Source organism: Streptomyces sp. NPDC052773, from assembly GCF_044547145.1.
Taxonomy (GTDB): Bacteria; Actinomycetota; Actinomycetes; order Streptomycetales; family Streptomycetaceae; genus Streptomyces.
Map to the genome: position 1 here is coordinate 413,988 of NZ_JBITZX010000001.1, position 12,553 is coordinate 426,540.

Genomic DNA, 12,553 nt, shown 5'->3' on the forward strand with positions numbered 1-12,553 from the left:
CTACACCCACGTCCGGGGGCGGTAACGATTGGCACGTTCCACCAGGTCGATCCTCTCCTCGCCGCCCCTCGCCAGCCGCGCCAGCGTGCGGTACGAACGCTCCAGGCCGAAACGCAGGCCCCGTTCGTCCAGGTCGCTGCCGAGCAGCGTCCGTCCCGTGGCGGCAGGAGGGACGGAACCCTGGCCACCGGAGAGTATCCAGTCCAGGGCACTGCCGAGCACTTCCGTGGCCAACTGCTCGCGCCGCGTCGGATCCAGACCGTACGCGTCGAGCGCCTCGACCTGACCCGCGGCGGCGGTCAGGTCCTCGAGGAAGGGTACGTCGGCGGCGGTGGCCGTGCGCTGCCGCAGCCGGGCGCGGACCGCGGCCACGCGGGCGGCCGTGTAGTGGATGGACGCCTCCGGGACGGACTCCAGCGTGCGGACGGCGGCCCGCCGGTCGCCGGTGGCGAGCTGCACGCGGGCCAGGCCGAACGCGGCGCTCACACAGCTCGGTTCGGTCGACCACACCAGGCGGTAGTACTCGGCCGCGTTGTCCAGCTGGCCCAGCACCTCCGCGCACAGGGCGAGGGCGAGCTTGGGCGCGGTCTCGCCGGGGAACGCGTCGTAGATCGCGTCGAAGGCGAGCGCCGCGCCCTCGTGGTCGCCGGTCACCAGCGAGGCGACGCCCCGGTACCAGACCACCCGCCAGTCGTCGGGACGTTCCTCCTCCAGCGCGGTCAGCACGGTCAGCGCGGTCGCCGTGTCCCCGTTCTCCAGCCACGCGCGGACCTGGCGCAGCCTGGTCTCCGTCGTCTGCGCCGGTACGGCGGTCAGCGCGGCGGTCAGCTCGGCCGGCGCGGACGTCAGCAGACCCGCCAGGAAACCGGCGTTGGGGTCGCCGGGGTCCACGTGCGGGATCGGCAGCGCGAGCGCGGCGGCGGCCGTCGGCACCGGCTTGACCAGGGACGGTGCCCCTCCCTGGAGGGGTGGCGGCGTGGTGGCGTTCCGGGTGCGCCCAGGGCCGGTCGCGCGCGCCCCCAGGCGCGACACCTCGCCGGCCGGCGGCGGGAACAACTCCGTGTCCGTGACCCGCAGTTCCGGGCCGAACAGGGTCGACAGCGCCGGGCGCGCCCGGCCGGTCTGGAGGGAGACGACCTCGCGCAGGACACCCGTCAGCTGCTCCGCCATCTCCTGCGCGGAGGCGAACCTGCGGGCCGGGTCGGGGTCGGTGGCGCGGACCAGGAGGCGGTAGAAGGACTCGTACTGCCGGAAGACCTCGATGGTGTCGGGGTCGGGCAGGGAGTCGGCGTAGACGTTGGTGTAGCCCTGGAAGTCGAAGGTGAGGACGGCGAGGGTGCGGCCCACCGTGTACAGGTCGGACGCCACCGACGGGCCGGCCTCGGCGACCTCCGGCGCCTGGTAGCCGACCGTGCCGTAGATCGCCGACTCGTCGTCGTCCATGCGGCGCACCGCGCCCATGTCGATCAGCTTGAGCTGGTCCTCGGTCTGAATGGCGTTGTCGACCTTGAAGTCGCAGTAGAGCAGGTTGCGGCTGTGCAGGTGGCCGAGGGCCTCCAGGGCCTCGATGCCGTACGCGCAGGCCTGTTCGACCGGCAGCGGGGCGCGGCGCCCGTCGGGGGTGCGGCGGGCGTTGGCGATCTCCTTGAGGGACTTGCCGCCGACGTACTCCATGACGATGTAGCCGTCGAGGGAGCCGGTGCGCTGGTCCAGGTGCTCGACGAAGTTGTAGATCCGCACGATGTTGGCGTGCTCGATCTCCGCGAGGAAGCGGCGCTCCGAGATCGCCGCCGCCATCGCGTCCTGGTCGCCGGTGTCCAGCAGGCCCTTGAGGACCACCCAGCGGTCGGAGACCGCGCGGTCCACGGCGAGGTAGATCCAGCCGAGGCCGCCGTGCGCGAGACAGCCCGCCACCTCGTACTGGCCGTGCACGATGTCGCCCGCCCGCAGCTTCGGCACGAACGAGTACGGGTGGCCGCACTTGGTGCAGAACCCCTCCGTACGGCCCGGGCGGTCGCCGCGCGAACGGCCCACCGGCGCACCGCAGTCCGCGCGGGAGCAGAACCGCTTGCGCTCCGGCACCTCCGGGTTCGCCAGCACCATCGCCCGCGGGTCGGGCCGCGGCACCGCCGGCACCTGCACCAGACCCGCGCCCAGCCGTCCCCGGCCGCTGGAGGCCGAGGTGGAGCCCGAACCGCGCACCGACACCGAGCGGTTGGAGGCGCTGCCCGACACGGAGCGCGAGAGGCGGCCCGACACCGAGCGGCGGGACTTCGACGACTGCGACGACGTACGCGAGCTGCCCCGGCTGCCGGAGCGGGCCGAGCGGGCGCTGCCGCTGCCCGCCGAGCCCTTGCCGCCGGCGGTCACCCCGGTGGGCGGCGAGCCGACCATGCCGGTCGGCGACACGACCGGGGCGAGACCGCACGTGTCGCAGTACAGTTCGCCGCCGCCGACGTCCTCGTACGCGCCGCCGCAGCCGGGGCGCTGGCAGGTGCGTGGTGCCTGGGTCATGCCGAAGAGTCCCCCCTGTGTGGCCCTGGGTCCCGGCCGTGGGCGGCGGGGTCCGTCCGGTGCGTCGCGGGATCCGGCCGGTGTGTTCCCGGGGCCAGGCCGTGCGTCGCGGGATCCGGGCGGTACGTCGTGGAGTCGCTGCCGCGGTCCTCGGGGCCGGCCCGGCCCGGTACCCGCGGGGTGCCGAGGAGTTCGGCCGCCGCCTGCTGGTAGCGCAGGACCGCCTGCTCGGCGACGCGCAGGTCGCACGGCGCGCTCCACAGCATGCGGCGCGCCGCGTCGTACCGCTCCACCAGCAGCGGGTCCTCCGCCAGGCCGTGCCGGGCCACCTTCGCCTTGTACGCGTCGAGCCGGCCGCGCAGCTCCGCGCGGACCGCGAGCGGCGCGGTGACCGCCGTCAACGACTCGCGGGCGCGCAGCAGTTCCTCCTCCGCCTTCTGCTCCAGCGACTCCAGGAGCGGGGAGAGGCGGTGCCACTGTGCCGTTCTGCGGTACTCGGCGGCGGTCGCCAGCTGCTCCTGGAGCGCGGTCGGCGGGCCGCTGACCACCGGCACCTCCGTGGCGGCGATCTTCGCCAGGACCTCGACGCGCGCCGTGCGGGCCTCGGCGAGGGTGCGGTCGGCACGGGACAGCACGTCCCGCAGCCTGATCAGGCGCTGCTCGGCGTCCTGGCGGACGGTGAGGACCGCGTCGATCTCCCGGCGCACCTCCTCCAGGGCGCGCGCCTCCCGGTCGTACACCGTGGTGTCCGGTTTGCCGCCGCCGGGCGCGGAGCTGCCCTCGGCGGGCTTCCAGAACGCCAGCGGGTCGGACACCACCTGCTCGCGCAGCTTCGTCAGGGTGCGGGTGATGCGCTCCAGGTCGTCACCGGACGGGTGCTCGCCGGGGCGGACGCCGACGGAGTGGGCGAGGGTGCGGGTGCGCTGGAGTTCGGCGGCCAGTAAGTCGATCCGGGCGGGCAGCGCGGACCACACCGCGTCCGCGGCCACCACCATGTCCAGCGAGGCCGCGTACAGCTCGTTCATCCGGTCCACGAGCGCGGCCAGGGAGTAGCGGGTGGTGAGGCGGGCGGGCTCGCCGCCCGCGACCGTGACGGACTCGCCGCGCAGCAGCTCCGTGAGGGCCACCAGGTCCTCGCGGCTGGACCAGCGGCGGCGGGCGCGGATCTCGCGGGCGGTGCGCAACGCGTCCGTGTAGGCGTCGAAGTACGTCCACAGCAGGCTGATCGACGCCTCCGTCGCCGCCCAGCGCTCCTTGGTGACGCCCGTCAGTTCGGCGCCCTCCAGCAGGCGGCGGCCCGCGTGGTCCTGAAGGGCGAGCAGCGAGGTCTCTATGGCCTCGTGCTCCGCGCCGAGCCGCGCCAGCGCACGGTCCACCTCGTCCCTGTCCATGACCGGACCGGAGGTTCCCGTGACGCCCATCGATCACCTCTCGCTTGCTGGTTGGGGGGTTGCGGCGGTTGCCGGTGCTTCGCTACTCGTAGTCCGGCGTCGGCGGGGTAGCCGACTCCGAGTCCCTACCCAGCGTCGGCGACAGCCACTTGTCGTACGACGCCTTCCATCCGCCGTCCGTGCGGTAGTCCGCCAGTATGCGGTTGACCCGGCGTACCAGATCCGGGGCTTCCTTCTTCATCGCCACGCCGTAGTACTCGGTCGTGAAGCGCTTGCCCTTGAGTTCCACCGACGGGTCCTGCGCGGCCTGGCTCGCGGCGAGGGCGCTGTCCGTCACCACCGCGTCCACCTCGCCGAGTTGGAGACGGACCAGGCAGTCGAGCTGGTTGGGGACGGTCGTGGAGATGTCGGCGGAGGCGGGCAGGTCGCCGGTCTCGCGGTCCTCGGCCAGCTTCTCGTACGCCGTCGAACCCTTGGCCGAGCAGATCCGCTTGCCGGCGAGGGTGTCGTCGTAGCCGTCCACGGGGGAGGAGTTGGGGGCGAGGACCTGCTGGCCGGTGAGGAAGTACGGGGCGGAGAAGGCGACTTCCTTCAGGCGGGCGCAGGTGATCGTCATCGTGCGGACCACCATGTCGACCTGGCCGCTCTTGATCGCCGGGACGCGCTGGTTGGTGGGGATCGCCTTGAAGCGGATGCGGTTCGGGTCGCCGAGGAGCTCTTCGGCGATGCGGCGGGCGAGGTCGATGTCGAAGCCCTCCAGCTCGACCGTCTTCGCCGTGCTGTTCGGGTTGCGGTAGCCCCAGCGGTAGCTGTTCTGGTCCACGCCGACGGAGAGGTAGCCGCGCTGCTTGATGGCGGCGACGGCTTCGCCCTCGGCGGTGGACGGGGGGAGGCTCCGGTCTTCCGGATCCTCGCAGTCGTCCGCCCTGGCGAGGGTGGCTTCCGTGGTGCGGGCGCCCTGGCCGGTTGTGGTGGCGGCGGTGCGGTTGTCCTGGGTGTGGGGGAGGAGCAGGGCGAGGGTGAGGGTCAGGGCGCAGACGAGTGCCATGGCGGCCACGCCGCCCCAGCCCTTTGTCTTTCCGGTGGTCATCGTCGTCCCTTCACCGGTACTCCGACAGCCTGCGGCCGATGCCCAGCAGTGCGCCGGCCGCGCCCAGTACGGCGAGGACCGCGGCGCCGGCCGCCAGGCCCGTCAGCGCGTCCCTGCCGTCGCCGGCCGCCTGCTCGAACTCCCGTTCCTCGTGGGCGATCGCCGTCTGGAGGTTACGGTCGACGCTGTCGAAGCACTCGCCGGTCGGCTGCTTGCTCTTCGCGCCGATGATCCTGTCCAGGGCCGTCTGGTAGTCGCCCGCGTCGTCGGCCTTGCGGGCCTGCCGGTGACGGTCCTGCCAGACGTCCATGTTGCCGGTGGCGGCGCGTACCGGGGCCTTGCCCGTGTCGTCGTCGGCGAGGGCGGCGGCCTCCGCCAGGCCCTCGGCCAGATCCTTCATCGACGCCCGGTACGCCACGTCGAACTTGTCGTCGAACTTGCCCGGTTCGACCTCGACGGTCTCCGCGCCGCGGTTGACCAGGGTCAGGTTCTCGTTGCCGCGGGCCTTGAGGGACGCGATGCGTGCCTCGTGCAGGACGTCGAGGGAGCGGACGCCGTGGTCGTAGGAGTCGTTCAGGCCGGCGCGGGCGACGCTGTGGCCGACGGTCAGCCACAGGAGGGCGACCGTGGTGGCCGCGGTGGCGGCGACCAGGCCGTGGTTCAGGACGCGGTTCGTGCGGCGGTACGTGCGGTGCTGGGCCCAGGCGAGGGCGGCGAGGGTGGTGGCGCCGAGGGCGATGGCGGCCCAGGGGTAGGGGGTGGCGTCGGCGTAGTCGGCGCGCAGGCGGCGGCTCTCGGAGATGTAGAGGGCCTCGGCAGCCGGGAGCATCTGGGTCTGCATCGTGTTGTTCGCGTGGCGCAGGTAGGCGCCGCCGAGGGGGTAGCCCTGGCGGTTGTTGGCGCGGGCGCGTTCGATGAGGCCCTTGTACTCCGGGAGGAGCTTGTTCAGCTTCGCGATGGTGCGGGCGGAGGGGGAGTCCGGGTCGCTGCTGTTCGCGGCGGTGACGAGTTTGGCGGCGGCCGTGCGGATGTCTCTCTCGTAGCGGTCGCGGGTCTCCTTGGATTCCTGGCCGCCGGCGAGGAAGCCGCTGGACGCGGCGGTGTTCGCGTCCGCGAGGGAGCGGTAGATGTCGGCCGCGGCGGAGGTGAGGGGCCGGCTGCTGTGGAGGACGTCGTCGGCGGCGGCGGTGCGGGTGGTGGTCTGCCAGGCGGTGACGGTGCCGAAGGCGAGGACGAGGCCGGCCAGGACGGCGCCGATGATGCGGAGGCGGCCGGGTTCCGTGGTGGCGGCGGTGCGGAGGTGGTCCCAGCCTTCCGCGAAGGCGGTGCGGCGGGCGGGGAGGAGGGGTGAGGGCGGGGACGGTTGTGACGGTGGTGGCTGTTGTGGTGGTGGTGCCGCGGTGCGGGTGCCGTTCGGCGTGTTTGTCACGCTCACGCTTGACCTCCCCCATGGTCATCTGTCGCCGCAAGTATCGCTGCCCGGGCTGACATCCGCACCGGGTGCGGCTCGATCTTGATCGGATCGCAGCGCGGTGCGGCGCGGTGCGGCGCGGTGCGGCGCAGTGCAGTGTGCGGTCGTGTGCCTCTCCCCTTGCAGTGAATACGCCGGTGGGGGTGGATCGGTTCCGATCGGGATCGGGGGCTGGAGAAGCGCGCCACCGCGCTGGAGCGGTAACCGCCAGTGTGTCTGCCGCGCGCAGGCCTGCTGTGGACGGCCGATCAGGCGCCGAGGGCGTCCATGAGGTGGTCATCGAGGTCTGCCACCCAGTCCTCCCGCCGCCACGGCCTCAGCTCCTGCCGCGCCCTTCTCAGGCGAAGTGCCGGCACCCGACCGCCCGTAGCGGACGCCGCGTCCACGCAGTCGTGTAGCAGGTCGGCGGCAGCCTCCGGTTCATCGAGCCCGATGCGGGCGAGCGCCTGGTCGGTCTTGACGATCGTCTGCTGCACCCGCTCCCTGGGAGCCGACAGGGTGGATGCTGACCGGGCGAACCGGTCATGAGCCTCCGACGGGTCACCGACGAACAGCTCGCATACGCCCTCGAATCCGCGCAGGTGGCCGGGCGAGAAGCTTGTCGGCGCAGGGTCACCCGCGTGATCGGCTTCCATGTCGTACCAGGCGAGCCCGAGCGCGGCCTGAGCTTGCCGCTTGTGCCCGGCGCGCGCTGCCAGCTCGGCCTGGAGGGCGTGGGCTCGGGCTCGCACCAGTGTGCTCTGGCCGGTGCGTGCAGCGCGGACGGCTTCGTCGACCAGTCGCCGCGCTTCGTCAAGCCCCCGCCTGGCATACAAGTTGGTCAGCGCGTGGCTCATGTGGACGCTGGCTAGCCGCCACGGCTCAGCGAGCTTTCCCGCCTCCTGCGACGCCTCTGCGTACAGGGCACGCGAGGCGGTGTCGTCTCGCGTCTCGAACGCCAGCCGCCCGGCCAGCGTCATGCCGGCGACCGCCACCTCCCGAAGTCGGGCCATGAGCGGCTCTGGTACGGGTCCGCTCAGGAGGCGCCGAGCAGCCTCTACTGCTGGAGCGAGCAGCAGTTGGAGCCGCACCATCGGCAGCGAGCCGACCTCGGCGTCGACGTCGGCAACGACGGAGGCGAGTCCGGCCAGGGTCTGTTCATCGGTGCGTGCCGGATTGTGCAGAGCGGCGGCCAGGCTGACGTGGACGCCTGGGGCGAGGAGGGCAAGCATGCTGCCGCCGGTGTCAGTCGCCGCGCGCAGCAGCGTGGTGCGCAGTTCGGCGATGCGCCGCTCGCTCTCCCCGAGGAGTCCGAGCGCCTCCAGGTACTGAGCGAAGTCGGAGCCGGCGCCGAGCGCGAGGTCGCCACCCGGTGTGCGTGCGTAGAGGTGGGCGAGAAGGAGCTGGTGCCGTTCGTCGGGCATGGTGGGTTTAGTGGCTTCCCAGCGGGCGACGGACCGCTGAACACTGGACGCTGCTGGCAGCGGCGGCTGGTGCAAGCCCTCAGCGGTCGTGATGAGCGCGCGGGCGAAGGCGGCGAGGGACAAGCCGCGCCGCTTCCGCAACTGCTTGAGCGCTGCCGCTCCTGCGGCCCTGTCGTCCATACGGTCCATGGTGCACGGAGAAGCGGTTACACGGGCACGATCAGGCGGGGCTTTCCCTGATCAGCTGTGTAGTTGAGGGTCTGCCAGGTACCAGAGGCGGAGTCGTCACCCTTGGGGAAGCCGATCGTCATGCTGCTGCGGTCGACCATCCAACGGTTTCGCGCGTGGTAGGCCGATGACCCGAGTTCCGGCGCCTGGAGTTCGACGATCTCCTTGATGCGGTCACGGGCGCGGGCGATCGCCTGCCGGGCCTCGGCCGGCTGCTGATCCACGGTTCCGGGGACGACAACGGTGATGTCGGCTGCTGTGTTGCCGGCGATCCACAGCAGAGTGAGGGAATCGATGCCCCTGGCCCCGCCGATGTAGAAGTGAGCCCTGTCGGCGAACGGGCGCAGGTAGTCGGCGAACAGGGTTGCGTACTCCGCAAGGCTTCGGTGCCCGGTACTGCGGGTGCCTGTAATCGTCACCGCACGAGTCAAGATCAACTCCGTGTCATAGATTGTCATATCCCGCCTGATCGAAGCTGTTGGGATCGTCTGTCTCAAGGCCGGCAACAGCTACGTCCGCCGCGTGATCGGTCCCGGCGCCCAGCCGCCGACCGGCGCGGTCCTGGAGTTGCTGACCAGTGCGCTGCGCGGCCACATCGAGCTGATCATTCCCGTGGTCGAGCGGGCCGCCCGGAAGCTGCCCCAGTACTACTCGCTGCGCGACGGCGGACTGGTTGCCGTCTGGTCAGCGCGCAAGAAGCTGAGTGCCACCGTGGACCCGGGACCGGATGGGGCGGCTGCTCACGCCGTGGAGCTGGCCTACGCCCTCGACTTCCTCTGCGACCGCTACGAGAGCCTGCGGCCGACCGCACCGGCGTAAAGGGGCCCCACGGCGACCGCGGGGTCAGCGTCGCTTCCACCAGGTGCCCGTCCCGTCGGGGGCCGCAAGCCTCCGCCAGGACGGGTCTTGGGCCTGCCGGTCGCTGCGCCCCGCAGCGCCTTGGTCAGCCGGTGAAGTGGGCTTGCAGGCGGGACTGGGCCTCAGGGGGTGCGTGCAGGTGGTCCAGGCCCAGGAGGGCCGCTCCGAGGACCGGGGGTGCGGTGACGACTTGGGGCTGGGCCTTGGGGGCCTGCTCGGCGAGGAGGGCGCGGATACGGGCGTCCAGTCGGGGGTGCCGTGCGGCGAGGATGCTGCCGCCGAGGAGGACGGGGGTTTGCTCGGTGAGGAGGTCGAGGCGGGTGAGGGCGACCGTGGTCATGGTGACGATCTCGTCGGCGAGGCGGTCGACGAGGGAGCGGGCGATGGGGTCGCCGGAGGCGGCGGTGGCGAAGAGGACGGGGGCGAGTTCGTGGCGGCGGGCGGGTGGGAGGTGGCCGAGGTGGAGGGCCTCGATGAGGGCGTACATGGTGGGGAGGCCGAAGTGTGCGGGGAGGGTGGTGGCGAGGCGGGTGGGCGCGCCGCGGCCGTCCTCCGCGCGGGCCGCGTGGAACAGGGCCTCCTCGGCGAGGCCCCAGCCGCCGCCCCAGTCGCCGGAGATGCGGCCGAGCGCGGGGAAGCGGGCCGTACGGCCGTCGGGGCGCATGCCGACGCAGTTGATGCCGGCGCCGCAGACGACGGCGACGCCCAGGGGTTCGGTGACGCCGGCGCGCAGGACGGCGAAGGTGTCGTTGCGGACCTCGACGGTGGTGCCCCAGGCGCGGGCGCGCAGGGCGGCGGTGAGGGTCTCCTCCTCGACGGGGAGGTCGGCGTTGGCGAGGCAGGCCGAGACGTGGGCGACGGTGGTGAGGCCGGCGGTGTCGAGGGCCCGGCGGACCGTGGTGGTGAGGGTGGCGAGTGCCGTGTCGAGGCCGACGGCGGGTGGGCGGAAGCCCTCGCCGCGGGCCGTGGCCAGGACGGTGCCGTCGGTGGAGACGACGGCGACGTCGGTCTTGCTGTTGCCCGCGTCGATGGCGAGGACGGGTGCGGTCAGGCCCACGCCAGGTGCTCCCGGTTGTGTGCGATCAGCTGGTCGGTGAGGGTGTCGGCGTACTCGTACTGGCCGATGAGGGGGTGGGCGAGGAGGGCCTGGAAGACCCGGTCCCGGCCGCCGTGGAGGGCGGCTTCGAGGGCCAGGTGCTCGTAGGCGGTGACGTCGGCCATCAGGCCCGCGTAGAGGGGGGAGACGGGGCGGACCGGGAGGGGGACGGGGCCGGTGGTGGTCACCGTGGCGGGGACTTCGACGACCGCGTCGTCGGGGAGGAAGGGGAGCGTGCCCCGGTTGAGGGTGTTGACCACCTGGTACGGGCTTCCGGTGCCGGTCAGGAGGGCCGCGGCCAGGTCCACCGCGGCCTCCGAGTAGTAGGCGCCGCCGCGCCTGGCGAGCAGGTCCGGTTTGGTGTCCAGGGCGGGGTCGGCGTAGAGGGTGAGCAACTCGCTTTCCATGGCGGCCACTTCGGCCGCTCGGGAGGGTTTCGTGCGGAGTTCCCGTACGACCTCGTCGTGGGCGTAGTAGTAGCGCAGGTAGTAGGAGGGGACCACGCCCAGGCGGTCCAGGAGGGCGCGGGGCAGGCGGAGGTCGGCGGCGATGGTGTCGCCGTGGGTGGTGAGGAGGCGGGGGAGGACGTCCTCGCCGTCGGGGCCGTTCAGGCGTACGGCCGTCTCCCAGGTGAGGTGGTTGAGACCCACGTGGTCGAGGTGGACGGTGGCGGGAGGTACGCCGAGGAGTGCGGCGAACTTGCGCTGGAGGCCGATCGCGACGTTGCAGAGGCCCACGGCCCTGTGGCCCTCCCGGAGGAGGGCGCGGGTGACGATGCCGACCGGGTTGGTGAAGTCGATCAGCCAGGCGTCGGGGTTGGCGCGGCGGACGCGGTCGGCGATGTCCAGGACCACCGGGACCGTGCGCAGGGCTTTGGCCAGGCCTCCCGCGCCGGTGGTCTCCTGGCCGACGCAGCCGCAGGTCAGGGGCCAGGTCTCGTCCTGTTCGCGGGCCGCCTGGCCGCCCACCCGGAGCTGGATGAGGACCGCGTCCGCGCCGTCCACGGCCTTGTCGAGGTCGGGGGTGGTCAGGACGCGGGCGTGGTGGCCGTGGCGGGTGAGGATGCGGCGGCTGAGGTTGCCGATCAGGTCCAGGCGGTCCGTCGCCGGGTCCACGAGGACCAGTTCGTCGAGGGGGAGGGTGTCCCTGAGCCGGGCGAGGCCGTCGACCAGTTCGGGGGTGTACGTCGAACCGCCGCCTACCACGGTGAGTTTCATACGGTGCCAGCCCTTCACTGCGGTGAGTGTCCAGTCGGGGTGCGCGGCGGTTCAGCGCGAGGTGTCGAACACCTCGTCGCGGGTGGTCGCGAGGGCGCGCTCCAGCGCGCCGCGCAGCACGGGGTGTTCGGTGATGCCGCCGAGGACCAGGCGGGGGCGGGCCGCCGCCAGTTCGGCCAGTTCGGCCTGGACCAGGGCGCGCAGCGGCTCGCCGCCGCAGGTGAGGGAGGTGCCGCTGAGGACGACCAGCTCCGGGTCGAGGACGGAGACGAGGGACGCGAGACCGGTGGCGAGGCGGGTCGCGTACGCGCGCAGGAGCCGCTGGTGGCGGTCGTCGTCGGGGTGCCGTGCGGCGCGGGTCAGCAGGGCGGCGGCGACCTCGGCGTGCGAGCCCCCGGGGAGGTCGGTCAGACCGGCCTCGCGGGCCAGGGCCGGCAGGGCCTGGGAGCCGGCCAGCTCCTGGTAGCCGCCGCTGCCCGCCTTGGTGACCTGGCGGACGAGCGGGGTGCCCGGCACCGGCAGAAAGCCGACCTCGCCGGCGCCGCCGGTCCAGCCGCGGTGCAGCCGGCCGCCCAGGACCAGGGCCGCGCCCAGGCCCTCCTGGTTCCACAGCAGGACGAAGTCCTCGTGGCCGCGGGCGGCGCCGAGGCGCTGCTCGGCGACGGCGACGAGGTTGACGTCGTTCTCGTACTCGACGGGCATCGGCAGCGCGGCGGCGAGTTCGGCGAGCAGGGTGGGCGCGTGCCAGCCGGGCAGGTGGGAGGCGTAGCGCAGGCGGCCGGTGTTCGGGTCGAAGGCGCCGGGGGTGCCGATGACCAGGCGGTGGAGGGCGTCGCGGGTGAGCCCCGCCGCCTTCAGGGCGCCGTCGAGGGCGTCGGTGACCTGCCGGACGACCGGGCGGTCCGGGCGCTTCCCGGGGGTGGGGACCTCGTGGGTGCCGATGGTGCGGCCGGTGATGTCGGCGACGGCGGCGCGGATGCGCTCGGGGGTGACGTCGAGGCCGGCGGCGTGGGCGGCGGCCGGGTTGAGCGCGTACAGCTGGGCGTTCGGGCCGGGACGCCCCTCGGTGGTGCCGGTCGCCAGGACCAGTCCGGCGGCCTCCAGGCGGGCCAGGAGCTGGGAGGCGGTCGGCTTGGACAGGCCGGTGAGCTTGCCGATCCGGGTGCGGGAGAGGGTGCCGTGCTCCAGGAGGAGGTCCAGGGCGGCGCGGTCGTTCATGGCGCGCAGCGTGCGCGGGGTGCCTGCCATGGGTCTCCCTCTCCGGCTCGGTCCCCTGCCGGGACAG

At 72.9% G+C, this 12,553-nt stretch carries 10 protein-coding genes; 1 reads left to right on the forward strand and 9 read right to left on the reverse strand.

Features of this window, described 5'->3' with window-relative positions:
- The 6 genes from ACIG0D_RS02005 to ACIG0D_RS02030 all read right to left on the reverse strand — a co-directional run bounded on the left by ACIG0D_RS02005 (position 1) and on the right by ACIG0D_RS02030 (position 8,555).
- On the reverse strand, positions 1-2,514 hold the full coding sequence (locus ACIG0D_RS02005; RefSeq protein WP_399795669.1) for a tetratricopeptide repeat protein: 2,514 nt from the start codon (positions 2,512-2,514) through the stop codon (positions 1-3).
- The gene (locus ACIG0D_RS02010) at positions 2,511-3,935 is read right to left on the reverse strand and encodes a hypothetical protein (RefSeq protein ID WP_399795671.1); all 1,425 of its coding nucleotides are present in this window, start codon (positions 3,933-3,935) and stop codon (positions 2,511-2,513) included. The genes ACIG0D_RS02005 and ACIG0D_RS02010 overlap by 4 nt, the downstream gene beginning before the upstream one ends.
- A 52-nt stretch (positions 3,936-3,987) precedes the next feature.
- Positions 3,988-4,995 (reverse strand): glutamate ABC transporter substrate-binding protein, encoded by a 1,008-nt coding sequence (locus ACIG0D_RS02015; RefSeq protein ID WP_399795672.1) that lies wholly within the window; start codon positions 4,993-4,995, stop codon positions 3,988-3,990.
- Between the two features lie 10 nt (positions 4,996-5,005).
- Positions 5,006-6,424, reverse strand: a complete 1,419-nt coding sequence (locus ACIG0D_RS02020) for a hypothetical protein (protein ID WP_399796338.1) — start codon at positions 6,422-6,424, stop codon at positions 5,006-5,008.
- A 290-nt stretch (positions 6,425-6,714) separates the two neighbouring features.
- Positions 6,715-8,049, reverse strand: a complete 1,335-nt coding sequence (locus ACIG0D_RS02025; protein WP_399795674.1) for a hypothetical protein — start codon at positions 8,047-8,049, stop codon at positions 6,715-6,717.
- A gap of 26 nt (positions 8,050-8,075) precedes the next feature.
- Complete coding sequence (locus ACIG0D_RS02030; RefSeq protein ID WP_399795676.1) at positions 8,076-8,555, reverse strand: hypothetical protein; 480 nt, start codon at positions 8,553-8,555, stop codon at positions 8,076-8,078.
- A gap of 64 nt (positions 8,556-8,619) precedes the next feature.
- Between ACIG0D_RS02030 and ACIG0D_RS02035 the strand changes: the two genes are divergently transcribed.
- Entirely contained in the window at positions 8,620-8,916 is a 297-nt protein-coding gene (locus ACIG0D_RS02035; protein WP_399795678.1) for a DUF6415 family natural product biosynthesis protein, read from the forward strand.
- Positions 8,917-9,040: 124 nt separating this feature from the next.
- Here the strand turns inward: ACIG0D_RS02035 and ACIG0D_RS02040 are convergent, their stop codons facing one another.
- Genes ACIG0D_RS02040 through ACIG0D_RS02050 form a run of 3 tightly spaced genes read right to left on the reverse strand, consistent with a single transcriptional unit; the run spans position 9,041 to position 12,516 of the window.
- Positions 9,041-10,012 carry an N-acetylglucosamine kinase gene (locus tag ACIG0D_RS02040; RefSeq protein ID WP_399795679.1) on the reverse strand — a complete coding sequence of 324 codons (972 nt, stop codon included), beginning with the start codon at positions 10,010-10,012 and terminating at the stop codon, positions 9,041-9,043.
- The gene (locus ACIG0D_RS02045; RefSeq protein WP_399795680.1) at positions 10,003-11,268 is read right to left on the reverse strand and encodes a 6-phospho-beta-glucosidase; all 1,266 of its coding nucleotides are present in this window, start codon (positions 11,266-11,268) and stop codon (positions 10,003-10,005) included. The genes ACIG0D_RS02040 and ACIG0D_RS02045 overlap by 10 nt, the downstream gene beginning before the upstream one ends.
- A gap of 51 nt (positions 11,269-11,319) precedes the next feature.
- Positions 11,320-12,516 (reverse strand): ROK family protein, encoded by a 1,197-nt coding sequence (locus ACIG0D_RS02050; protein ID WP_399795682.1) that lies wholly within the window; start codon positions 12,514-12,516, stop codon positions 11,320-11,322.
- Positions 12,517-12,553: the final 37 nt, after the last annotated feature.